19 protein-coding genes, 1 tRNA gene and 1 pseudogene are annotated in these 22,234 nt (G+C 60.8%); 13 read left to right on the forward strand and 8 right to left on the reverse strand.

Annotated elements, in window-relative coordinates; genetic code table 11:
* Positions 1-58: 58 nt before the first annotated feature.
* Positions 59-3,837 (reverse strand): annotated as a pseudogene (locus L901_RS23570) (ATP-binding protein).
* Positions 3,838-4,153: 316 nt separating this feature from the next.
* Between L901_RS23570 and L901_RS23575 the strand changes: the two are divergent.
* Positions 4,154-4,230, forward strand: a tRNA-His gene (locus L901_RS23575).
* 164 nt (positions 4,231-4,394) lie between these two features.
* Here L901_RS23575 and L901_RS23580 read toward each other — a convergent pair.
* From L901_RS23580 to L901_RS23605, 6 genes are all read right to left on the reverse strand, one after another.
* The gene (locus L901_RS23580) at positions 4,395-5,321 is read right to left on the reverse strand and encodes a dihydrodipicolinate synthase family protein (protein WP_059760611.1); all 927 of its coding nucleotides are present in this window, start codon (positions 5,319-5,321) and stop codon (positions 4,395-4,397) included.
* A gap of 132 nt (positions 5,322-5,453) precedes the next feature.
* On the reverse strand, positions 5,454-6,755 hold the full coding sequence (locus L901_RS23585; protein WP_059760613.1) for a TRAP transporter large permease: 1,302 nt from the start codon (positions 6,753-6,755) through the stop codon (positions 5,454-5,456).
* A gap of 3 nt (positions 6,756-6,758) precedes the next feature.
* A complete protein-coding gene (locus tag L901_RS23590) occupies positions 6,759-7,292 on the reverse strand; it encodes a TRAP transporter small permease subunit (protein WP_059760615.1) in 534 nt (177 codons plus the stop codon).
* Between the two features lie 81 nt (positions 7,293-7,373).
* Positions 7,374-8,354: a TRAP transporter substrate-binding protein gene (locus L901_RS23595; protein ID WP_059760617.1), complete on the reverse strand. Its 981-nt coding sequence runs from the start codon at positions 8,352-8,354 to the stop codon at positions 7,374-7,376.
* A gap of 329 nt (positions 8,355-8,683) precedes the next feature.
* The gene (locus tag L901_RS23600; RefSeq protein WP_035263057.1) at positions 8,684-9,538 is read right to left on the reverse strand and encodes a D-amino-acid transaminase; all 855 of its coding nucleotides are present in this window, start codon (positions 9,536-9,538) and stop codon (positions 8,684-8,686) included.
* A 15-nt stretch (positions 9,539-9,553) separates the two neighbouring features.
* Positions 9,554-10,327 carry a LamB/YcsF family protein gene (locus tag L901_RS23605; RefSeq protein WP_059760618.1) on the reverse strand — a complete coding sequence of 258 codons (774 nt, stop codon included), beginning with the start codon at positions 10,325-10,327 and terminating at the stop codon, positions 9,554-9,556.
* A 174-nt stretch (positions 10,328-10,501) separates the two neighbouring features.
* Here L901_RS23605 and pxpB point away from each other — a divergent pair, with 174 nt between their 5' ends.
* The 8 genes from pxpB to L901_RS23645 all read left to right on the forward strand — a co-directional run bounded on the left by pxpB (position 10,502) and on the right by L901_RS23645 (position 17,397).
* The gene (gene pxpB / locus L901_RS23610) at positions 10,502-11,227 is read left to right on the forward strand and encodes a 5-oxoprolinase subunit PxpB (RefSeq protein ID WP_059760620.1); all 726 of its coding nucleotides are present in this window, start codon (positions 10,502-10,504) and stop codon (positions 11,225-11,227) included.
* Positions 11,224-12,195, forward strand: coding sequence for a biotin-dependent carboxyltransferase family protein (locus tag L901_RS23615; RefSeq protein ID WP_059760623.1), 972 nt, complete (start codon positions 11,224-11,226; stop codon positions 12,193-12,195). Before pxpB ends, L901_RS23615 begins: the two co-directional genes overlap by 4 nt.
* Positions 12,192-12,836, forward strand: a complete 645-nt coding sequence (locus L901_RS23620; RefSeq protein WP_004432638.1) for a GntR family transcriptional regulator — start codon at positions 12,192-12,194, stop codon at positions 12,834-12,836. The genes L901_RS23615 and L901_RS23620 overlap by 4 nt, the downstream gene beginning before the upstream one ends.
* Entirely contained in the window at positions 12,833-13,780 is a 948-nt protein-coding gene (locus L901_RS23625; protein ID WP_059760625.1) for a hydroxyacid dehydrogenase, read from the forward strand. The genes L901_RS23620 and L901_RS23625 overlap by 4 nt, the downstream gene beginning before the upstream one ends.
* Entirely contained in the window at positions 13,777-15,018 is a 1,242-nt protein-coding gene (locus L901_RS23630) for a Zn-dependent hydrolase (RefSeq protein WP_059760627.1), read from the forward strand. Before L901_RS23625 ends, L901_RS23630 begins: the two co-directional genes overlap by 4 nt.
* Positions 15,019-15,030: 12 nt before the next feature.
* Positions 15,031-15,669, forward strand: coding sequence for a GntR family transcriptional regulator (locus tag L901_RS23635; RefSeq protein WP_059760629.1), 639 nt, complete (start codon positions 15,031-15,033; stop codon positions 15,667-15,669).
* Between the two features lie 100 nt (positions 15,670-15,769).
* Positions 15,770-16,936, forward strand: a complete 1,167-nt coding sequence (locus L901_RS23640) for a Xaa-Pro peptidase family protein (protein WP_120356989.1) — start codon at positions 15,770-15,772, stop codon at positions 16,934-16,936.
* A gap of 47 nt (positions 16,937-16,983) precedes the next feature.
* Positions 16,984-17,397 (forward strand): VOC family protein, encoded by a 414-nt coding sequence (locus L901_RS23645; RefSeq protein ID WP_004432652.1) that lies wholly within the window; start codon positions 16,984-16,986, stop codon positions 17,395-17,397.
* 80 nt (positions 17,398-17,477) lie between these two features.
* Here the strand turns inward: L901_RS23645 and L901_RS23650 are convergent, their stop codons facing one another.
* Positions 17,478-18,656: a Xaa-Pro peptidase family protein gene (locus tag L901_RS23650; RefSeq protein ID WP_059760846.1), complete on the reverse strand. Its 1,179-nt coding sequence runs from the start codon at positions 18,654-18,656 to the stop codon at positions 17,478-17,480.
* A gap of 419 nt (positions 18,657-19,075) precedes the next feature.
* Here L901_RS23650 and L901_RS23655 point away from each other — a divergent pair, with 419 nt between their 5' ends.
* The 4 genes from L901_RS23655 to L901_RS23670 all read left to right on the forward strand — a co-directional run bounded on the left by L901_RS23655 (position 19,076) and on the right by L901_RS23670 (position 22,073).
* Positions 19,076-19,699, forward strand: a complete 624-nt coding sequence (locus tag L901_RS23655; RefSeq protein ID WP_059760633.1) for a DUF1989 domain-containing protein — start codon at positions 19,076-19,078, stop codon at positions 19,697-19,699.
* Entirely contained in the window at positions 19,696-20,499 is an 804-nt protein-coding gene (locus L901_RS23660; RefSeq protein ID WP_059760635.1) for an amino acid ABC transporter ATP-binding protein, read from the forward strand. Before L901_RS23655 ends, L901_RS23660 begins: the two co-directional genes overlap by 4 nt.
* A gap of 5 nt (positions 20,500-20,504) precedes the next feature.
* The gene (locus L901_RS23665; protein WP_004432660.1) at positions 20,505-21,161 is read left to right on the forward strand and encodes an amino acid ABC transporter permease; all 657 of its coding nucleotides are present in this window, start codon (positions 20,505-20,507) and stop codon (positions 21,159-21,161) included.
* Between the two features lie 123 nt (positions 21,162-21,284).
* Positions 21,285-22,073 (forward strand): transporter substrate-binding domain-containing protein, encoded by a 789-nt coding sequence (locus tag L901_RS23670; RefSeq protein WP_059760636.1) that lies wholly within the window; start codon positions 21,285-21,287, stop codon positions 22,071-22,073.
* The last annotated feature ends 161 nt before the right edge of the window (positions 22,074-22,234 follow it).

Consider the following 22,234-nt stretch of genomic DNA (forward strand, 5'->3'; position numbering starts at 1 on the left):
AGCCTTAACCGGCTGATCCTTCAGCCGGCGGCTTTCGCATTGCTACGCCCGCATGACCTCAGTTGGCAAGAACCCGCTGTGACGGAAAGCTGATTTCCACCAGCGTGCCCTCATTCGGCGTTGAGGTGATGGAGAAATTCGCACGGTTGGCGTCCACCATGGCCTTGGTCAGCGGCAGGCCGAGTCCGGTGCCGTCGCCCCGCACACGTTTGCCGGAAGAGGCCACTTGCCGGAACGGCTTCATGGCCTGCTCCAGTTCCGCGCGCGTCATGCCGATGCCGGTGTCGCGAATGCGCAGCGACACGCTGCCATTGGCTTCATAGGCTGTGGAAACGACGATCTGGCCGCCTGATGCGTGAAACGGATGGCGTTCGACAGGATGTTCAGCACGATCTGCTTGATCGAGCGCAGGTCGGCGACGATCTGCGGCACAGATTGCGCAAGGGCCGTGCGGATAATGACGCGCTGGTTATTGGCCTGCGGCTGCACCAGCGACACCGCCTCGGCCACCGTCTCGTTCAGCGGCACGGCGATGAAATCCACATCCATCTGCCCGGCCTCGATCTTCGAAATATCGAGGAGATCATTGACGATATCGAGCACATGCCGGCCGGAGCGGCCGATATCATTGGAATATTCCACATAGCGCGAATGGCCGATAGGCCCGAAGCGTTCAGTCGCCATCATGTCGGCAAAGCCGATGATGGCGTTGAGCGGCGTGCGGATTTCATGGCTGACGCGCGCGAGGAAATCGGTCTTGTGGGCATTGGCGGTTTCCGCCGCGCGCTTGGCGTTGCGCAGTTCCTCTTCCGTGCGCTTCCACTGGGTGATGTCACGGATGACAACGCAATAGCCATGCGAGGATTTAAGCCGGCCAATGGTCATGAACAGCGGCAGGAAGCCGCCGGATGCCTCGCGGCCGATCACTTCGCGGCCATCATTCAGCACGCTCGCGACACCGTTATTGGCAAGGCCGGAAAGATAATCCAGCACGGCGCGCTGGCTCTCATGGGCAAAGAGGGTGACGAAAGGTTTTCCGGCGATTTCACCATTATCATAATTGAACAGCGCGCTGGCGGAACGGTTGAGCGAGCGGATTTCGCCTTCGTCTCCCAGAAGCACCACGCCATCGGTGGCGGTTTCCAGAATGGAGTGCAGTTCCTCCACTTCGCCCTGCAGGAGGGAGAGGCTGCCTGCTTCCGCATTTTCGACGTCACCGGCCGCAATATTTTCGTTGGCGGCCGCAACCGGCGCCTGCTTTTCTTCGAGCGGCACCAGCGACAGCATCAGCGCCTTGGTTTCTTCCCAGCGGATGGATTGCAGCCGCGCCTTGACCGGAATGATGTCGTTTTCGGCGCTGACGACGACCATGCCGCCCTCATTGTCCGGCATGTCCTCCAGATCCTGCCGCTGCAGCAGCGCTTCCAGCCCGCCGACATCTTGCAGTTCAGCGAGAGATCCATAGCCCGTCAACCGCAGGAAATCCGGATTGGCGTGGATCAGCCTGTCGCCGGCATGCACCAGAAGCGCAACAGGCATCTGGTCCAGCGTTTCGGCCGTCAACGCATTTGCGGGGCGAACGGACGGGCTGACCATGGAGGCGGCAATATCGGCAGTCGGCTGCTCGTCAATTGCAGTCTCCTGCTTTTCTTCAGAGCCGCTTTCACCCGCCGCTGCGCGAATAGCCGCGGGCTGCTCGCCACGAACGTAGTCCGCAAAAAGATCGTCTTCATCAGGCGGTTCGGTCGTCTTTTCGTCGGTTTCCGTGTCTGAGGGTGCGCTTTCCGGCGCATCCGCAACGATATCCTGCTGGATATCCTGTCCTGCCGGTTCGGCGGAAATGATCCCCGCATCCGCGTCCGAATTTTCCTCCGAAGCAGAATCCGCAGGCGCCAGGGCCCGGCCGATTTCGCGGAAGGCGGCCTGCTCGCCTGCGGTCAGGCCCTCGCGGGAGCGGGAACGGCGCTCCTCCAGATGGACGACCTTGTCGGAATAGGTTGGCTCCAGCGCCGGCGCTATGACAGGTGCTTCGAATTCCGGCGGGGTATAATCAAGGTGCGGTTCTTCGACAGGGACCGCATCCGATGCGCCGTCTGCCGCATCGAGGTCCGTTGCCGGGGCCTCATCCTCACCGGAATCGCCGCCTTCGTCGTCATCCTCATCGATAAAGGCCAGCAATTCGTGGCTTTCATCCTCGATAGACGGCTGCGGTAGTGCTTCTGCCGGATCGGCCTCTTCGCCGTCAAGGAAGGTAAGGCCCGTGGCATGCGGGTCTTCGGTGGCATCGGCAAGCCGCACGATACCGAAACCGCGGAAACCGTCGAATTCGCGTGAGCGCGTATAGGTGGGCAGGGCGGCGAGATCGATCGGCACCATCAGCGATGTGCCTTCCACCGGCCAATAGATCGTCTTGCCCGACCAGGTGTCGCGACGGCCGAGAAGCTCGCGGATCTTGCCGTCGGGATCGAGATTGAACAGGGCCGCGACATCGGCAAAGCCCATGCCTTCCACGGCAGCCGCCTTGGCGCCCACAGCCTCTGCAAATTCATGCGAGATCGAGCTGAAGCGTCCTTCCGCATCGATTTTCCAGACGAAACGGGAAGCGCGCGCACCGGCATTGAAAACAAAAGGCTGCGCTTCTGCGCCAGCGCCGATGTCCGTCTCCTCGGTCTCCGCCTCCGCCGTTATCTCCTCATCCGCGGCAGGAGCAGCGTCTGACGGCGCTGTTTCGACGATTTCATCGTCCGCGACTGCGCTTTCTTCGGCCCGGGCTTCTTCGGTGGGGGTATCGGCGATTGCCCGTTCGGTTAAGGGAGCCTCCGCTTCATCCTCATCGAGTTCGAAAAGATCGGCGATGTCGTCGGTCATCGCCACATGTGCAGCGGCGTCGGCGTCCTGCGCGGAAAGCGTCGCCGGGGTCTCCGCTCCGTTTTCCGGCAATGAGAGAAGGCTGTTCTCATCCTGCTGCGCGGCCACTTCCTCTTCGGGATCGGCCGGCAGTTCCTGCACCTCTTCCACATCCTCGATGCCAGCGACGGCATCGAGCACGGAATCGAAGGAGGTTGCAGCGGCAATAGGCGCGACCTCCGCAACCGGCAGGGCGGGCTCGGCGGCGGCTGGCGTTTCCTGCGGCCTGTCTTCTGCGAAACCATTGACGGGATCGAGTGTGCCCAGCGCGGTTTCGACCACGAACATCAGGTTCAGTTCGGGCGATGCCGCAATCTGGCCGGTGGCGGCGGGCAGGTAACCCTTGCCGGTCGGCACCGGCCGCTTGACGAGATGGCCGGACTGTCCGGCTGCCATTTTCACCAGTGTCCGTGCGGTATGCGGTGTGATGCCGAGCGACGAAAAGCCGGGCGAGGCGGCGACAATCTCGTTCTCGCCGTTCAGAACCGCCATATGGATATCGGGGTCGTCGAAACCTTCGATCATGCGCCGGGCGCACTCCGCCGTGTCGGGTGCGGCCTGGTCGGTGAGGGCGGAAAACAGGATGGCGGGCTGGCCGGGTTCGGCCTCGATGATTTCCGCGCGCGCGGTGACGGCAAGGCTGCGGAAACCCGATGTGATGCGAATGGTAAACGGCAGGCTGTCGCCCGCTTTGGAAAGCCGCGCCGCCGTGGCCGCCAGTTGCCGGAAGGTCACGTCCTGCGGTTTCGGGCCCTGTTCCAGAAAATCATAGACCATCGGCGTGCCAAACAGCGCCGCGCCCCGGCCATTGGCCCAAAGGGCGTTTTTAAGGTCGAGCGAGAACAACGCCATGGCCGCGCCGCGCCCGAAACCTTCACGCACCCGTTCGTGCACTGCGATATCGATAAAGGGATACTGGACGGCGGGCATGTCGAAACCTATTCTGGCACTACCGGACCTTGCGGGCTTTTCGGCTTCCTCATGAAGCTCTAAACGTAAACCCGCCGAGGCATCACGTTAACAGAATTTTAAATAACTTCACAGCGCGGTCCGGTCCACCATCCGCCGGATGAATCGCCAAATAGAGTTAACATCAACAGGCCGCTGCGGCCTCTTTATGTCAGCCCGGCCCATTGAAAAGCACTTGCCTTTCTCAGCCTTTTTTCGCAAAATTCGAAGAGGCACTTGCAAATGGGGAAAACACCTTTTATGTCACCCCCCGTGACGCCGCTTCGGCGTTTCATGTGCGGTTGTAGCTCAGTTGGTTAGAGCGCAGGTTTGTGGCACCTGAGGTCGGTGGTTCGACCCCACTCAACCGTACCATTCCCCTCTCCCGATAAGTCTATATGTCACAGTGACTTACCGGGAGAGGGGAGTTTCCCCTGTATATCTGTTGTCCATGGGCTTAGTGGCGAAGCGAGCAGAAATGCCGTTCCCGCATTGCCTCGCTGATCGGGTCCGTCACAACGGCAGTGAATTCATCTCCGTCAACGCAACAGGTCCAGTCGGCGCATCTGGCGTTCGATCAGCGTCTCGACTTCCTTCACGGCGAGCGCGCTCAGCGGTGCGCCTGGGCGGCGCTGGGTCGCGCTGGCGATGGCGCCGCGTTTTGCCAGAACATGTTTTCGCACGGCAAGGCCGAGACCGGGCTGCTGTTCATAGCGCATCAGCGGCAGATAGGCATCGAACAAGTCCTGCGCTGCCTCGTATCTGCCCTCATTGCTGAGACGGACGACATCCACCATCATTTCCGGATAGGCGAAACCGGTCATGGCGCCGTCGGCGCCGCGCTGCATTTCCTCGGTCAGGAAAACACCGGCATTGCCGCACAGGATGGAGGTGCGGCGACGGCCTTTGGCCTCCGCTTCGCGCAGGTCGGTGATCTTCTGCAGGCCCGGCCAATCCTCATGCTTGAGCATGACGATGCTCGGGTGGGCCTCGAAGATGACGCCGAGCGTTTTTGCGCTTATCTGAACGCCGGTGGAAAGCGGGAAGTCCTGCAGCACCACAGGCACGTCGGCGCCGACAGTCTCGACGACGTTGCGATAATAGGCGATGATCTGTTCATCGGTCCGCAGCGCGGGTGGCGGAGCGACCATGACGCCGGCGGCCCCCAGATCCATGGCTGCCTTGGTCAGTTCGCCGATGGCGGCAAGGCCGGGTGCGGAGACGCCGACCACCACGGGTTTTCCTTCGGAACGCTTCAGCGTCAGCTTCGTGACTTCGATCGATTCCGCCAGGGTGAGCTTGGGTGCTTCCCCCATCATGCCGAGGATCGTCAGCCCGTCCGTGCCTTTTTCATAATAGAAGTCGACCATGCGGCCGATGCTTTCGCCATCGAGCGAACCGTCTTCGGCAAACGGTGTGCAGGCAATGACGAACACACCCTTGGTACTGGAATTTATGAGCGACATGACATGTTCCTATTTGAGCCGCCTGTGTTGCAAGGGTTCCGTTCCAACCCGTGGAATTGACCGCAGCGGAGCCGGGTCTGGGGATGCCGGCCTTGCGCATTGGAGAGCGCGCTGGCCGGCAAACCGTTTGCGTCAATTATTCGCCAGCATATCCGGAACGATCGAAACGATTTCCGGGAAGACGGCGATGAGCAGGACAAAGGCGCACATGATGAAGAAGAACGGCATGGTCGCCCGGGTAATGCGGGCCATGCTGTCGCCGGTCAGGCGCTGGATGACGGTGAGGTTGAAGCCGACGGGCGGCGAGACCTGCGCCATCTCCACCACGATGACGATGAATATGCCGAACCAGACCTTGCTGTAACCGGCCGCCATGACCAGCGGCAGGGTGATCGGCAGCGTCATGACGATGCAGCCCAGCCCTTCCATCACCGTGCCGAGGATGATGTAGAAGATCAGGAGCACGATGATGAGCATGAATGGCGAAAGACCCCAGCCCTCGATGATGCCGGCGATATAGCGCGGCATGCCGAGATAACCGATGACGGTCGACAGGAACATCGCGCCGACCATGATGAGGCCGATCATGGCGCAGGAATCGGCCGCCTGTTTCGCCGCCTGCATGAGGTTCGAAAGGTTCAGCGTCTTCTGGAAAGCGCCGATAAGGATTGCGCCGCCGACGCCGACTGCGGCTGCTTCCGTCGGTGACGCGATGCCGCCATACATCGAGCCGACCACGCCGATGATGAGCAGCAGCAGCGGTCCCAGATCCTTCAACGCCACCAGCTTTTCGATGAAGGTGGTGGGCGCGAGGGCCTCCCCGACGAGGGCCGGATTCATCAGCGCCCGGATGCCGATATAGCCCATATAGGATGCGGCCATCAGCAGGCCCGGCAGGATGCCCGCCATGAACAGCTTCAGGATCGATTCCTCCGCCATGACCCCATAGATGATCATGATCGTCGATGGCGGGATGAGAAAGCCCAGCGTTCCCGCCCCCGCAAGGCTGCCGGTGATGAGGTCGCGGTTATAACCGCGCGAAATAAGTTCCTTTGCGGTGATGCGCCCGACCGTTGCCGTGGTGGCCGCGGATGAGCCGCAGACGGATGCAAAGAGCGTGCAGCCGAGAACGGTGATATGGGCAAGCCGGCCGGGTACATGCCGAAGCCAGGGGGCGAGGCCGGAGAACAGCGCCTCTGAAATTTTCGTTCGGAACAGGATTTCCGCCATGAAGATGAAGAGCGGCAGGGCCAGCATTTCCGGCGAAACCAGCGTGTTCCAGGTTTGCTGGGCCAGCAGCTTGAAAAGCGGCAAAGCGGGGCGATAGAGTGCGGCCAGCGCCGCCCCGGTGCCAACGAGGCCAAGGCCGATCCAGACCCCCGTACCCAGAATGAGCGTCATCAGGCCGAGCAGGCTGAAGGTGATCTTTCCCATGATTTATTCCAGTCCCGGGCCGGTTGAAAGTGTTTCGCCGCGAAGAAGCCGCAGAAACTGCGCCAGCATCTGCAAATTCAGGATGATCGCGCCGATTGCGAGCGCGCTCTGCGGATAGACGAGCGGAATGCGGATGACCGATGAGGAGGTTGAACCGCGCAGCGCGGACAGGATGGCCATGTCCGTCAATGCGACCGAAAGCGCAATGCAGATAACAAGGCCGACAAGGCATGCCACCATATCCAGCCGTCTTGCGCCGGTTGAAGAAAGCGCCTCGCCTATTGCGGTGACACGGACATGCGAACCGGATTTCAGCGCGCTGGCGCCGGCGAGCATGAAGCTCGTGGCCATCAGGTAAGCGGCGACATCCCAGGCGAATGGCAGCGAGTAGCCGGCAAGGTTTCTGAGAAGGATTTCGCAGGCGATGAGAATGAAAATGCCGAGGAGAGATAGGGATGCAAGCAGGTTTGCAGCCTCCGTCAACCGGTCGATCGGCGTTATGATGGCAGCGAATGCGGGACTGGCTGGATTTCTCATGATGTTTCTCCGGAGTGCGCAGAAGGAGGCGGACAGCCGGCCGGGATTGCCGGCTGCCCTTTCATTTCCGACGGGAGAAAGTCAGTTGCGCGCCTTCAGATAGGCTTCGACATAGGGCGCGGCATCGGGCACGCGCTTGAGAAAATCGTCCCACAACGGCTTGGCGCGCTCGATGAGGGCGGCCTTGAGTTCGGGAGAAGGCGACGTCACGGTAATGCCCTTTTCCTTCAGGGTGGCGAGCTTGGTTTCGTCCTCGGCCCGGCTGACCAGCCAGAATTCGCCTTCGAGTTTCTTCGATGCCTGTTCGATCGCCGCCTGATTTTCTGGCGACAGGGCATTCCAGGCATCGAGATTGACGGTGACGATGTTGGAAGATGCCTGCCAGTTGAAGGTGCTCATGTTTTTCATGAACTCCCAGAAAGCGCCGTCGACACCGGACGAAGAGGAGGTCGTGACACCGTTGATGGTGCCGGCGGCAAGCGATGGCACGACTTCGCCCCATGGCATCTGAACGGGAAGAGCGCCAAGGGCGTGGAAGAAATTATGGCCGTTGGCATCGACGACGCGAATCTTGAGGCCGTTGACGTCTTCAATTTTTTCGATCTGTTTCGGCGCATAGACGGCCTGTCCCGGCCACGGCACCATGTAAAGCAGCTTCTGGTTCATCGAGGTTGCGACTTCCTCGATCTTGGGGCGGAAGAATTTGTGCAGCAGCGCGAGGTCAGGCATCGTCGGGGCCAGATATGGCAGCGTCTCGACACCCAGTACCGGTGCTTCACCCACCTGCTGGCTCATCAGAATATCGGCGATGGGAACGATGCCGTCGCGCACGGCGGTCATGCCTTCCGGGCCCTTGATGCCAAGTGACCCGCCGGAATGCACGGTGATGGCGACCTCGCCATTCGTGACGGTCTTTACGGTTTCAGCGAATTTTACCGCGTTCTTGGTGTGAAAATTACCTTCCGGCCAAACGACCGACATGTCCCAGGCGGTTTCGGCGGTTGCGGAGGTTGCAAAGCCGGCAATCGTCAAAGCCAGCCCGGCGAAAATTGCATTTTTCATGGTTGTGATCCCCTCACTTATTGTTTCCGGCTCACCCTGTCCCTTGGCGACAGGGCGGCGCGGTTATTTTCGGTATACAGCACGTACTCCGAATGAAGGGGACTATATGGGCGTTTTTTGAGCGGCGCAATAAGGTGATTAATCTTTGTTCGATTTCGAGCGGATTCCCTTGCCCGCCAGCCTTTGCGGTGCTGGCGTCAGTGGATTGCATTTCAGGGAAAGTACCGAAAAGGCGCGGATCGGCAGGCAAGGAGTTGCCGCTGTGTGCCGACCAGGGGCCAGGCCTGCAGAGCCGCCGGGGGCGGCGGCTCGCTGAATGCGGCTGAAAATCAGATCGCCGATGCGAGGCGGGTTTTTATGTAAAGCTCACGCAGTGTCTTCGAGACCGGGCCGGGCTTGCCATCACCGATGATGGCTTCGTCGATCTTGACGACCGGCATGGCAAAATTTGTCGCCGATGTAATGAAGGCTTCGGCTGCGTCCTTTGCCTCATCCACCGTGAAGGCGCGCTGTTCGACGGCAATTCCGGCGCCCTGCGCAAGATCGAGAATGCTTCCGCGGGTGATGCCATGCAGAAGTGCGTTGGAAAGTTCGCGCGTGACCAGCGTGCCGTCCTTTTTGACGATATGCGCATTGGCGGCGCTGCCTTCGGTCACGAAACCATCCTCCACCAGCCATGCATCGTCCGCGCCGCGTTTCAGCGCCTCCATCTTGGCCATCGAGGGGTAGAGAAGCTGTACCGTCTTGATGTCGCGCCGCTCCCAGCGCCAGTCCGGCATGGTGGCGATGGCAATGCCGGTTTCCGTGCGCGGATTGTCCAGCACGGGTTTTGCCTGGGTGAACAGGGTTATCGTCGGCGTGGCATTGGCGGGAAAAGCGAAATCGCGATCCGCCACACCGCGGGAGATCTGCAGATAGATCAGGCCTTCGTCCATGTGGTTCAGGCGGACGATTTCACGGTGAACGGCCAGAAGTTCCTCCGCTTCGAGCGGGCAGGTCAAGCCGAGTTCGGCGAGCGAGCGCTGAAGGCGGGCGCTGTGGCCGGCATAATCGATCAGCTTCCCGCCGATCACGGCGGTGACTTCATAAATGGCGTCCGCGAACAGAAAGCCGCGGTCGAAAACGGAAACCTTGGCGTCGGCTTCGGCAAGCCAGTCGCCGTTCAGATATACAATGCGTGTCAATGGAACGTCCCCGGATCAGGTGTTTGGTGTGGCGAAAGGAGCAAATTGCAGCCCGTGTCGGGCGAGCGATGAACGAAGGGCGCGCGCCATATCCACGGCGCCGCGCGTATCGCCGTGAACGCAGATGGTGGCGGCTTCCACCGGCAGTTTTTTTCCGCCCGTTGTCGGGATTACGCCGTCGCAGACCATGGACAGAACCTGATCCACACTCTGGTTGGGATCGTGGATCACTGCACCCTGCATCTGCCGGGAGGTGAGCATTCCCGCATCGTCATAGGTGCGGTCGGCATAGACTTCGCAGGCAACGCGCAGCCCCGCTTTTTCGGCGGCCTTCATGGTTTCCGAATAGGGCAGCGTAATAAAGACCAGCGACGGATCCACCGCCTTGATGGCCCGGATGCAGACCTGCGCGAGATCTTGATCGACGGCAGCCATGTTGCCCAGCGCCCCATGGGTTTTGACATGGGTGATGGGCCAGGAAAGCGCAGCCGCCATGCCCTGCATCGCGGCGATCTGGTAGATCAGCTGGGCCTCCACATCCTCGGGACGTTCGCCGGATATACGGCGGCGGCCGAAGCCGTAAATATCCATGAAAGACGGGTGGGCGCCGACCGCGATGCCCCTTGCCTTGGCAGCGAGAATGGTGTCGCGCATGACAACCGGATCGCCGGCATGAAAACCGCAGGCGATGTTTGCCGTGGTAATCAGCTCCATCATCGCTTCGTCTTCGCCCATGGTCCAGGCCCCGAAGCTTTCTCCCATATCGCAGTTCAGATCGATCGTCGCCATAGCCCCTCTTTCCGGGCGAGATATTGCCCGGCCTCGTCCAGTTTATACGCGTGATATCAGGCAGCACGCATTCATTGCATCTTTTCATTGACATACAATTGGTATACTGAAATAGCAAGGAAGGATTGGCGGGAGAATCGAATTCGTATGCGTGGACGTGAGGGAGTGTAATCGATGGGCGGCAAATTTCCGCGCATTCTTGCTTGTGGTGACAGCGCCCTGTCCGTTGAACTCGCCGATACCATCGATGAAACGGTGAGCGAGCGCATCATCGCGCTTGCGGCAAATCTCGCTGCAACGCCCGTGGAGGGCATCGAGGAACTGGTGCCGACCTACCGGTCCCTCATGGTCATCTATGACCCATCCGTCATTCGCGGCCATGCGCTTGACCGGGAGTTGCATCGGCGTCTGATGACGCTGACGGTGAACAGCGTTCCGGCCAGACGCTTCGATGTGCCTGTGGTTTATGGCGGATCGGTCGGGCTCGACCTGCAGGAACTGGCGGACATGAAGAAAATGACGCCTGCCGCCCTGATCGAGCTGCACGCATCCGCCGAATATCGTGTCTATATGATCGGTTTCGCGCCGGGTTTTGCCTATCTCGGCGGCCTGCCAGAACAATTGCATACGCCGCGTCTTGCCACGCCGCGTCAGCGGATCGAGGCAAGTGCGATTGGAATTGGCGGCAAGCAGGCAAGCATCAATTCCGTGCCGGGGCCAAGCGGGTGGCGCTTCATCGGCCGCACGCCGCTTCGGCTTTTCGACCCGCATCGTCCAGAGCCGTTTCTGTTGCAGGCCGGAGACCGGGTCCGTTTTCGGCCGGTGAGCGAAGACGAGGCCGCAGAGCTTGACCGGGCGGTCGCCGCCGGCCAGCCCGTCACGGAGGCGCAGCTTTCATGAGTTTCCTCGTCGTCCAGCAGATAGGGCCGATGGCCACCGTTCAGGATCTCGGCCGCAGGGGATTGAGCCATGCCGGTGTTTCCGGTTCAGGCCCGATGGATATGCCTTCTTTCCGAATTGCGAACGCGCTGGTCGGCAATGTCGAGAGCAGCGCGGCAATAGAATTTGGCGGCACCGGGGGCAGCTTCTCCGTTTTGCGGCCGGCACGCATCGCCGTGACCGGAGGCGCCGTCGATATCCGCCTCGGCAAACGAAAGCTGTCGCCCTGGGAGAGCTATACTCTTTTGCCCGATGACGTGCTTTCGATCGGCGCCCTGCGCGACTGCGTCTGGGGCTATCTCGCCGTCTCCGGCGGCGTGGATACCGTGCCGGTGCTCGGTTCGCGTGCCACCCATGTGCGAACGGGTCTCGGCGGTTACGAAGGGCGTCGTTTGCAGGCGGGTGACCGCCTGCCGCTCGGCCGGGATAATCCCGGCGTCAATCTGGCGCTCCGGCAACTCTGGCGTCGGTCCGGCGGTCCCGTCCGAATTGTTCCCGGCCCACAGGACGACTATTTCTCTGCCGAAACCCAGCGGGCTTTCCTGAAAGCCTCCTTCATCGTTTCTCCGGCCCGGGATCGCATGGCGCAGATGCTGGACGGACACGCCGTTCATGCCGAAGGCGGGCACGATATCGTCTCCGACGGAACCTGCGCGGGATCGATACAGGTCCCGGCGTCGGGACGGCCCATCGTGCTGATGGCGGAACGCCAGACGACGGGCGGCTATCCGAAAATCGCAACGGTCGCCACCGTCGATCTGCCCCGGCTTGCGCAGGTTCCGAGCGGCCGACATGTCTCTTTCGCGGCCATTTCACGGGAAAAAGCCGAAGAGCTTCTGATTGCGGAGCGCACGGCCTTGCGCGAACGCCTGGCAAATCTGGTAGAAAAGCCGGAAACGGATGATGTTTCAGGAGGTATGCCATCATGAATCAGCCGCTCGCCAAGCAGGCTTATGGGAAGATCATCGAAATGATCCTGTCCGGTGCGCTGACGCCGGGTGACGCTTTGCAGGAAGCGAAACTGGGTGATCTGCTGGACATGTCCCGGACGCCCGTGCGTGAGGCGATCAAGCGGATCGAGGCCGAGGGTCTCGCCACGCAGGAAGGACGGTTCCTCAAGATTCGCCGGCTGAAGGCGGAAGAGGTCGAAGAGATTTTCTTCCTTCGTCAGGTTCTGGAGACCCATTGCGCCAGACAGGCGGCGATGGCCCGGCCGGAGCTTGGCGAGCTGGAAGCCCGGATACGGCATTTGCAACAGCATGGCCCCGGCGAGGACGACGAGCAGCGCCGCGTGGACGATGCTTTCCACCGGACGCTCGCCCTTTCCACGGGCAGTGAGATGATGGTGAGCACGATCGAGGATTTGCGGCGCCGTACCTGCATGTTCGACCATGCCCAGGTGCCGGATCGTTTTCTGAAAAGCTGCGACGAACATCTGGAGATGATTGCCGCCCTGCGCGCCGGCGACGGTGAACGGGCAGGCTCGCTCATGGCCCGCCATATCGTTCACGCCCGCGACGCCATTCTTGAGAAACTGGAACAATTTCCCGAAAGGAACAGGGACGCATGAAATGCCTTATTGTCCAGCCTATTCATGCCGACGGCCTCGCCCTTCTGCGTGAGGCGGGGGTTGAACCGGTTTTGTGTCCGAAACCGGACATGGCGACCGTGGCCGCAATGATCAAGGGTTGCGATGCCGTCATCACGCGCGATGCTGGCCTGTCCGCATCGGCCATCGAGGCCGGCGACAGGCTGCGGGTCATCGCCGTTCACGGCACGGGCCATGATGCTGTCGACAAGGAAGCGGCGACGGCGAAGGGCGTTCTGGTCTGCAACACCCCCGGCGCCAATGCCCGCTCGGTTTCCGAGCTGGCGCTCGGTCTGGCACTGGCCGCCGCAAGACGTATTCCCGCTGCCGACCGCAGCGAAAGGGCCGGGGTCCATGGTTTTCGCGAGACGGAGAGTTTTTCCGAATTGTCCGGCAAGACGGCGCTTATCGTCGGCTGGGGGGCGATTGGCGCCGGGCTCGGCCGGATGCTGAAGGCCGCTCTGGATATGCGGGTGCTGGTCTATTCGCCGCGGGTGGCCGATCTCGATGGCTTCGAACGGGCTGACAGTCTTGAAGACGGGCTGAGGCAGGCCGATCTGATTTCCCTTCATACGCCGCTCCGTGCGGAAACACGCGGCCTGTTCGGAGAGCAGGCCATTTCAGCGGTGAAACCGGGCGCGATACTTATCAACACGGCACGGGCGGGACTGGTGGATGAGGCGGCCCTTGCCCGCGCCATCGAAACCGGCCGCATAGCCGCAGCCGGGCTGGATGTTTATTCGCCTGGTGCGCCGACCGGACCTCTGGCCGCCGGCGGCCGGGTGATTTTCACACCGCATCTTGGCGGCACGACGCTGGAAGCGCTTCGCCGCGTGGCTCTCGGCTCTGCAAGGCATGTTTTGACGGCGCTTGCGGGCGAACGCCCGGTCACCGCGCTCAATGCGCCGCAGGAGATGATGGCATGACGCAAACCGTGATCGCAGAGACGGTCAACCGTCTGCTGGACCGCATCAATGCCATTTCAGCGGAAGGCCCCGGTTTTACCCGGCCTTCCTACAGTGCGCTGGAAAGCGAAGCGCATCGGGTGATTGCCGAAGAATGTGAAGCCCTTGGCCTCACTGTTACGCAAGATGCAGCGCTGAACCTTTTTGCCCGGCTGCCCGGCAGAGACCGGCAGGCCACGCCGCTTTATATCGGCTCGCATCTCGATACCGTGCCGATGGGCGGTGCCTATGATGGCACGGCGGGTGTGGTGGGCGCCATGGCTCTCGTCACCGCATTCGTGAAAAGCGGGCAGGCCCCGCCGGCAGATATTGTCGTGACGGTGACGAGAGCGGAGGAGAGCGTCTGGTTTCCAGTCTCCTATATCGGGTCACGTGCGGCGCTTGGCCGGCTCACGGTGCCGGAAATGCAGGCGCGCCGCGCCGACAGCGGCAGAACACTCGCCGAGCACATGAAGGAACTCGGGGGCGACCCGGACGCCGTCCTGCGCGGGCCGGGACTGCCGCCGGCGCGTTTCGTCGAATTGCATATCGAGCAGGGGCCGGTGCTCGACAATGCCGGTGAGGCTTTCGGCGTCGTCGATGGCGTGCGCGGCGGCCTGCGTTACCGTGAAGCGCGGATTGAAGGGGTCTGGGCCCATTCGGGCGGCGCGCCGCGTGATGCCCGCTCGGATGCCGTTTTCGCCCTTGCGGATCTCATCGTCGCCATGGACAGGGCCTGGGAAGGAGTTCTGGCGGAAGGGCACGATCTTGCCGTTACCTTCGGCCGTGTGGATGCGGCGAGCAGTGAGCACGCTTTCGCCAAGGTTCCGGGCCGGGTGGATTTCTGCATCGATATCCGCAGCGCCGACGACGCGGTGCTGGACCGGGTGGATGGCATTTTCCGACAGGAAATTGAGAAGATCGAAAAACGAAGGGGTGTGCGCGTCGTCACCGGCGTTCAGTCCCGCAGCAAGCCCACCCGTCTGTCCTCCGCGCTTGGCCGGCAGATAGTCGTTGCGGCCGAACGGACCGGCATCTCGCCCCGGCAGATGTTATCGGGCGGCGGGCATGATGCGGCGGCATTTGCCCAGGCGGGATGGGAATCGGTGATGGTCTTTCTGCGGAACTGGAACGGCAGCCATAACCCGGATGAGGCCATGGATCCGGCCGATCTGGCGCATGCCGTTGATATTCTGCAACAGACCTGGTCGGCTCGGTAAAGGGGAGAGAGCATGAGCGAAAAGGAAACTTTGACCCAGCAGGCCTATACGGATGTCAAACAACGCATTCTGGAGGGCAAGTTCAAAGCCGGTGACGTTCTGACGGAAAGAGCCCTGGCGCTCGAATCCGGCATTTCCCGCACGCCGCTGAGGGCGGCAATCTCCCGGCTTGAAAAAGAGGGCGTGATTTCGCGGCTCGCCAATGGCGCATTGATGGTTCGGCCCGTCACGGTGGAGCAGCTGCTGGAAATCGTGCAGATACGGCGCTTGCTGGAGAGCGCTGCGGCGGCACGCGCCGCTGAGCGTCCCTTTCCCGAGGCGCTCGAACATTCGCGGCAAATCATGCAGGCTTATGCGGATGGCAGGAACGTGGCCTTCGATCAGTTCTGGCTGGACGACGACCAGTTTCATGAGGCCGTGGCCGCTGCCGCCGGGCTTGAGCTTTTGCCTGCCATGCTGACCGAAATGCGCAGTATCGCCCGACGCTGCACCATCACCCGCACGCATGACCGTTTTGCCGAGCAGGCACGCGAACATATTGCGGTTATCGACGCCATCGAGGCGCAGGATCCGCAGAAGGCTTCCGCCGCCATGGAGGCGCATTTCGAAAGCGTGAAAAGCCGTTTTCTGGGGTGGCTGAGTCGCCCCTGAAACCGGCACCCGCCAGCGCTTTTTCTTTCTTCATTCCGGTCTTGAGACGCTTTTGCCGGCTTCTCATGCAAAAGCCGAGCACGACGATATGGACAGTTTCATGCAGGAATTCGCCGATTTGCAGGGGTGTGATGCCTCTTTCCCCAGGGAGGAGTTCGCCGCGAGGCAAGATCGTGCGCGCGCCGCCATCCGCAATGCGGGTCATGAAGCGCTCGTCGTCACCGGTCCTGAAAACATTTACTGGCTGACCGGGCGGCAGACGGCCGGATACTTTGCTTTCCAGGCGCTGATCATGCCGGTGAATGGACAGCCGACGCTTCTCGTCCGGCAGCTTGAACTGGCAGGATCCATCGCCAATACCTGGCTGGACGACGTCGTCGCCTATCAGGATGGCGGAAACCCGGCGGTCGCCCTGGTCGATCTCTTGAAAAAGCGGCATATCGAGCGGCCGGCCATAGAACTGGACGGCTGGTTTGTTTCTCCGGTACTTGCCGCAAAAATCGCGGAGCAGATGGGTGTTGCGTCGATACCGGACGGTTCCTCCATTCTTTCGCCGCTGCGGACGATAAAGTCCGCAGCCGAGCTGGAGGCCATTCGGCTGGCGGCGGGTTACACCGAGGCGGGGCTTTCGGCCGGTATTGCCGCCTGCGCCGCCGGAACCGACGAAAACGCGATAGCCGCCGCCATGCTGGACGCCGCCACAAGGGCGGGCTCGGAAGTCATGGCCATGGAACCGCTCGTATCTTCCGGGCCGCGCAGCGGTTTGCCCCACATGACCTGGAGACGCCGCAAGCTTGAGAATGGCGATGCGATTTTTCTGGAACTCGCCGCCTGCCATGCGCGCTATCACGCCGCGCTGATGCGTACCGTGTGGATCGGTTCTCCGCCCGCCGAAGCCCGGCGGATGATGGATTGCGCGTTGAAAGCCCTCGATGCGGCGCTGGCCGCCATTCGGCCCGGTGTTTCATGTGCCGAACCCCATGAGGCCGCGCAACGTGTGATCGACGCGGCAGGTTACAATGCCGCCTTCCGCAAACGCATCGGTTATTCCATGGGAACCGCTTTCGCGCCGGACTGGGGCGAAGGCGCGCTGTTGAGCCTGTTTACCGGCGTCGACAGGATAATCGAACCCGGCATGGTGTTCCACCTGCCAGCCACCCTGCGCAGCTATGGCGTGTGGACGGTTGGCGCATCCGAAACGGTCATCGTGACAGAGACGGGGGCGGAACCTCTCTCCAGCCTGCCGCGTGACCTGACCATCCGCTGATGGCCCGATAGCGGCCATTCCCCTTTAAAAATTGAAAGGAGTCCGAAATGCGTTCACTTTTTCACCTTGCCTATCACGTCACCGACCTCGACGAAACGCGTCGCTTCTATGGTGGCGTTCTCGGGTGCGAGGAAGGCCGTTCCACCGATACCTGGGTGGATTTCGACTTTTTCGGCCACCAGATATCGATGCATCTGGGCAAACCGTTCGAAGTTACCAGAACCGGCAAGGTCGGGAATCATATGGTGATGATGCCGCATCTCGGTGTGGTCCTGCCTCTCGATGACTGGTTCGCACTTTCCAAGCGTCTGGAAGATGCCGGCGTGGCCTTCGATATTCCGCCGGTCGTCCGCTTTGAAGGTGAGCCGGGGGAACAGCGCACCATGTTCTTCTTCGATCCGAGCGGCAATCCGATCGAGGTGAAGGGCTTTAAGGATTTCGACGGCGTTTTCGCCCACTAAAATAAAAGACAAGGGCGGCGGCTGATGGCCGCCCCCGATGAACTCTGTAGCCGCATGCCGACCGTCGCCTTGCCGGAAAATTACCACCAGTGGCTGGGCGAACGGGTCAGAAGCTCGTTGCCGTCGCGCCCGACGATGATGATATCTTCATAAAAAGCCGCGCCGACACCGTCGAGCGAAAGGAAGGATTCGATACCGAACACCATGTTTTCCTCGGCAATATCTTCAGGCTGCGACATGCTGGTTGAAATTCTCGGCTGTTCGAAGCCGAGACCGATGCTGTGGCCATAAAACGGGAAGTTCTTCATGATGGCGGATACCGAGCCGCCGAAGGCCTGCGTCAGACGGTCGCCTTCGGCGGCAATATCGATGAGCTTCGCGCCCGGCCGCATCATGTCGGAAAGACGATGAACGATATTGGCCGCAGCTTCGATCAGCCGTCGCTGGTCCGCTGTCGGTTTGCCACATATGCCGGTGCGGCCGGGGTCGAGATAATAGCCCTGAAAAAATGCCGCATGGATGGTGCCCGTGACGATGTCGCCGGGCTTTGGTGTGTCCGCGCTATAGCCGGTCAGTGGAAAACGCTGGTCGAAACCCAGCGTTTCGCCATGGTTGCAGCCGATCATCTGCAGCCGGCCGCCGCGCCGCACCACCTCACGGGCCGCCTCTCCCGCCGCTTCCTGCTCGGAAAGGCCGCCGGTCAGGCCTTCCATCAACCTGTTCAGGCCGGCCGTCGCGCCTTCGCCGGCGACGCGATAGCACTCCAGTTCCTTCAGGCTTTTGATACGCCGGACGGAGCGGATCAGATCGTCCTCGGCTACCCACTCAATGTCTGGAGCGTCCTGAAGCAATTGCTGGTAATATTTGACGGGGATGAACTGCGTGCCGACGATTGCGACACGCCCTTTGATACCCCTTTCGACCAGGGCTTTCGCCACGCTTCGGAAAGGATGGCTGGAACAATGCGTATCGCGGATAGAGACGAGATCGGTGCGCACTTCCGGCTCATCGATATGAAGCTGCGGCTCGCGGCCCTGCTGTAGAATGATCCCGGAAAAGGACCGGGCGGTCCATATCAGGGAATCCATGCCGCCGCTGATGGCGTAGTGGTTGGAAAGATAGAGTATGTCGCCGCAATTGTCCGTGGTGCCGCCGCCCCGGCCGAAAACCACCGCTGTTTCATAGCCACGGCGCTGCATTTCCCGCAAAACCCGCTGCCAGCGGCTTTCATATTCCTCAATCGTAAAATACCGGATCACGCGTTCCACTCCATTCAATCTGCTGTTTGGCCGGGCAGTCTTCGCGCGCCGATCCACCGGGACCTGCGGCAAACTCGGACAGCATTTCCATCAATGCCCGATCCTCCCGGAGAAGCCCGCATTTGCGGATTACGACCGGAAGACCGCCGGGTCGAATTTTTAGGTACACCAAATGTATCCCGCGATTGATGGCAGTGCAAGCGAATGATGCGGGAGGCATAAATGATGCAATTTTGTGCATTTTACTGCTCGTTTTATGGCCGCCTAGCCTAATAAATTTGCTATAAATAGTTGAAAATCTTTATTGAATTCCGTTGGTATACTGAATATAAATTATTTCGACCGAGCGGTATCGATCCGGGTCTATCGCCTGCTTGCCGCCGTCTCACCGGTTTCAGCATTCCTTCCAACGGTGTCCGATGACTGAAAATGTGCAGAATTTATTGGCAGGTCATGGCGCAGCCTATCGCATGCTGGCCGGCGAGGTCGCCATCGTTACGAATTCCCACGGAAACCAGGTCGTGGATGCGTGGGCTGTTGCGGCAGGCGATCCATCCGAGATCAGCTCGATGGACCATACGCGCTCGGTAAACAGCAATATCTTCATCGAGCGCGGCATGGGTGTCTTCAGCAACCGCAGAAGAGCCATGATGACGCTGGTGAGCGACAGTGCCGCCCTGCGGCACGATACGCTGCTCTGCCCATGCAATGCGGATCTTTACCGGCAACTGGGATGCGAGGGTTTTCATCGCAGCTGTTCCGGAAATTTCCATGAGGCGCTGGCGGAGAAGGGTCTTGCCGTCGCCCAGACGCCGGCATCTCTCAACCTTTTCATGAATGTGGCGGTGAACGCCGATGGCAGTCTCGACCGTCGCCCGCCGTCGTCCGCGGCGGGGGATCATGTGGCGCTGAGGGCCGAGATGGATCTGCTGCTCGTGCTGTCCGCCTGTCCGCAGGACATTACCGAGATCAACGGTGTGGACCGCACGCCAAAGGATGTCGCGGTGCAGATCGTCGATGAATACAAGGAGACGACCCCATGACCGGACCGGTTTTGAACCTGCGGGATATCCGCAAGAGCTTCGGGGAAAACGAGGTTCTGAAAGGCGTCTCGCTCAGTGTCGAACCGGGTGAGGTGGTATCCATCATCGGCGCGAGCGGTTCGGGCAAGAGCACCTTCCTGCGTTCGATAAACGGTCTCGAAATGCCCCAGTCGGGCTATCTCGAATTCGAGAACCTGTCTTTCGATTTCCGGCCGGAATCGCGATTTTTCCCGACGCCCTCGCAGCTGCAGGCCCTGCGTGCCCGCGTCGGCATGGTGTTTCAGAGTTACAATCTCTGGCCGCATATGACGGTTCTGGAAAATGTCATCCATGCTCCGGTCCGGCTGCTGAAACGACCCAAAAGCCAGGCCGTCGAAGAGGCGGAGGCCCTGCTTTCCCGCATCGGCCTTTATGAGAAACGCCACAGCTATCCGGCACGCCTGTCCGGCGGCCAGCAGCAGCGCGTCGCCATCGCCCGGGCGCTGGCCATGAAACCGCGCCTGATGCTTTTCGATGAGGTGACCTCCGCGCTCGATCCCGAACTTGTCCATGAGGTGCTGGTGCTGATGGCTTCGCTGGCGGCGGACGGCATGACCATGCTGCTGGTGACCCATGAAATTGCCTTTGCGCGCGACGTTTCATCGCGTGTGCTCTTTTTCGACAAGGGTGTCATCGCTGAAACCGGCGCACCCGACATTCTTCGCAATCCGCAGAGCGATCGCCTGCGGCAATTTCTTCACCGCATTTTGCATGACCAGCTTGCCCCCAGCGGCGCAGCAGATGGCGCCGGGGGAGCGTGACGACGATGGCGAATTTTATCGACGAAGTGCAGCTTTACGGTCCGGGCTTTCTGCTGGCTGCCTGGACGGTGTTCTGGCTGACGATCCTGACCATTATCGTCAGCTGGGGCTGCGGCCTGCTTGCGGCGCTCGGCCATCGTTCGCCATGGCGCGCGGTGCGTGCCGCCTCCGCCTTCTACGTCTGGTTCGTTCGCGGCACGCCAACCCTGATCCAGGTCTTCATCATCTATTTCGGCCTGCCGCAATTCGGCGTGAAGCTCTCGCCCTTCACCGCCGGCGTGCTGGCGCTCGGCGTCAATAGCGGCGCCTATGTCGCGGAAATCATCCGGGGAGGCCTGTCGGCCATCCCGCGCGGGCAGACGGAATCGGCTCTGGCGCTGGGGTTCAGCCCGGCGGAAACCATGCGCAGCATTATCCTGCCGCAGGTATTCCGCATCATCCTGCCTTCGGTCACGAATGAAGCCATTTCGACGTTGAAGAATACATCGCTGCTGTCGACGATCACCGTCGTGGAGCTGACGCTTTATGCCCAGACGCTGATTGCCGCAACATTCAGGCCTTTCGAGTTCTACATCGCCGTGGCCGTCATCTATCTCCTGCTTACGACGGTGCTGACACAGCTCGCAGCCTTGCTGGAACGCCGTTATGCCCTTTCAAGCTGAGGCCCCGACGGTTCTCAGCAATGCCTGAAATATCCGGCGGAGCGATCCGCAGGATCGACTGCGGGTGACGCCAATGCCGCCCGACGAACAGGAAAATGCAAAAAATCAATAAGGGAACGAGTCATGAAATTCAAATCTATCGCATTTGCCGTCGCCGCACTCGCTGCGACCATCACCAACGCTCCGGCATTTGCCGCAGAGCTTGAATTGCTGGAGCCCGGGAAGCTGCAGGTCGCAACGGAAGGAACCTTTTCGCCCTTCAGCATGCGCGCTCCGGATGGAACGCTCGACGGTCTGGAAATCCGCGTGATGAAGGAGGTGGCAAAGCGCCTCGACCTCACCTACACGCCGGTTCTGATCAAATGGGACTCCCTGCTGGTCGGTCTTCAGGCGGATCAGTACGATATCATCAGCGCTTCCATGGATATAACCGAAGAGCGGCAGAAGCGCGTTACCTTTGCCAATGGCTGGCTGGAATCGGGCGGGCGCATCGTCGTCCAGAAGGGCTCGGCCATCAAAAGCGCCGCTGATCTCAAAGGCAAGACCGTCGGTGCGCTCGTCTCTTCCACCTTCGCAAAAATCGCCGAGGAAAAGGGGGCAGTCGTCAAAGGATACAAGGCTGAATCGGACGCGATGCAGGACCTCGTCAACGGCAATATCGACGCGACCATTACCGATGCGATCGCCGGTGCATGGGCGATCAAGAACTCCGGCCTTCCCCTCGAAATGACGCCGGATTTCGTCAGCCACGTCCAGAAAGGTTTCGCCATCAAGAAGGGCAAGCCCGAGCTGGTGAAGGCGGTGAACAAGGCGCTCGCCGACATCGTGGCCGACGGCACCTATGCGAAACTGACCGTGGAACTCGTGGGTTTCGATCCGGCGCCGAAAGACCCGATCAAGAGCCTCGAATAAGCGCCCGGTCGCTAAGACCGCTTCCCGGTTGGCGAGGAGCGTTCAAAGTCGAACAGGCGAAGATAGTGTCGCCTGTTCGATGTGGCGTCTCCGATGCCCGGAACGGCGATTGCGATGAAACCGGACTTAGCCGTTTCGACGTCCTCGGCCCCAATACATTC

The sequence above is a fragment of the Agrobacterium sp. D14 genome (genome assembly GCF_001526505.1).
GTDB classification, from domain to species: domain Bacteria; phylum Pseudomonadota; class Alphaproteobacteria; order Rhizobiales; family Rhizobiaceae; genus Agrobacterium; species Agrobacterium leguminum.

Excerpts from the sequence above, each read along its gene's own strand:
- L901_RS23615 (WP_059760623.1), top strand. The coding sequence starts at position 11,224 with ATGAGTTTCCTCGTCGTCCAGCAGATAGGGCCGATGGCCACCGTTCAG.
- L901_RS23660 (WP_059760635.1), top strand. The coding sequence starts at position 19,696 with ATGACCGGACCGGTTTTGAACCTGCGGGATATCCGCAAGAGCTTCGGG.
- L901_RS23625 (WP_059760625.1), top strand. The coding sequence starts at position 12,833 with ATGAAATGCCTTATTGTCCAGCCTATTCATGCCGACGGCCTCGCCCTT.
- L901_RS23635 (WP_059760629.1), top strand. The coding sequence starts at position 15,031 with ATGAGCGAAAAGGAAACTTTGACCCAGCAGGCCTATACGGATGTCAAA.
- L901_RS23665 (WP_004432660.1), top strand. The coding sequence starts at position 20,505 with ATGGCGAATTTTATCGACGAAGTGCAGCTTTACGGTCCGGGCTTTCTG.
- L901_RS23585 (WP_059760613.1), bottom strand. The coding sequence starts at position 6,755 with ATGGGAAAGATCACCTTCAGCCTGCTCGGCCTGATGACGCTCATTCTG.
- L901_RS23670 (WP_059760636.1), top strand. The coding sequence starts at position 21,285 with ATGAAATTCAAATCTATCGCATTTGCCGTCGCCGCACTCGCTGCGACC.
- L901_RS23655 (WP_059760633.1), top strand. The coding sequence starts at position 19,076 with ATGACTGAAAATGTGCAGAATTTATTGGCAGGTCATGGCGCAGCCTAT.
- L901_RS23605 (WP_059760618.1), bottom strand. The coding sequence starts at position 10,327 with ATGGCGACGATCGATCTGAACTGCGATATGGGAGAAAGCTTCGGGGCC.
- L901_RS23580 (WP_059760611.1), bottom strand. The coding sequence starts at position 5,321 with ATGTCGCTCATAAATTCCAGTACCAAGGGTGTGTTCGTCATTGCCTGC.
- L901_RS23590 (WP_059760615.1), bottom strand. The coding sequence starts at position 7,292 with ATGAGAAATCCAGCCAGTCCCGCATTCGCTGCCATCATAACGCCGATC.
- L901_RS23595 (WP_059760617.1), bottom strand. The coding sequence starts at position 8,354 with ATGAAAAATGCAATTTTCGCCGGGCTGGCTTTGACGATTGCCGGCTTT.
- L901_RS23645 (WP_004432652.1), top strand. The coding sequence starts at position 16,984 with ATGCGTTCACTTTTTCACCTTGCCTATCACGTCACCGACCTCGACGAA.
- L901_RS23620 (WP_004432638.1), top strand. The coding sequence starts at position 12,192 with ATGAATCAGCCGCTCGCCAAGCAGGCTTATGGGAAGATCATCGAAATG.
- pxpB (WP_059760620.1), top strand. The coding sequence starts at position 10,502 with ATGGGCGGCAAATTTCCGCGCATTCTTGCTTGTGGTGACAGCGCCCTG.
- L901_RS23640 (WP_120356989.1), top strand. The coding sequence starts at position 15,770 with ATGCAGGAATTCGCCGATTTGCAGGGGTGTGATGCCTCTTTCCCCAGG.
- L901_RS23630 (WP_059760627.1), top strand. The coding sequence starts at position 13,777 with ATGACGCAAACCGTGATCGCAGAGACGGTCAACCGTCTGCTGGACCGC.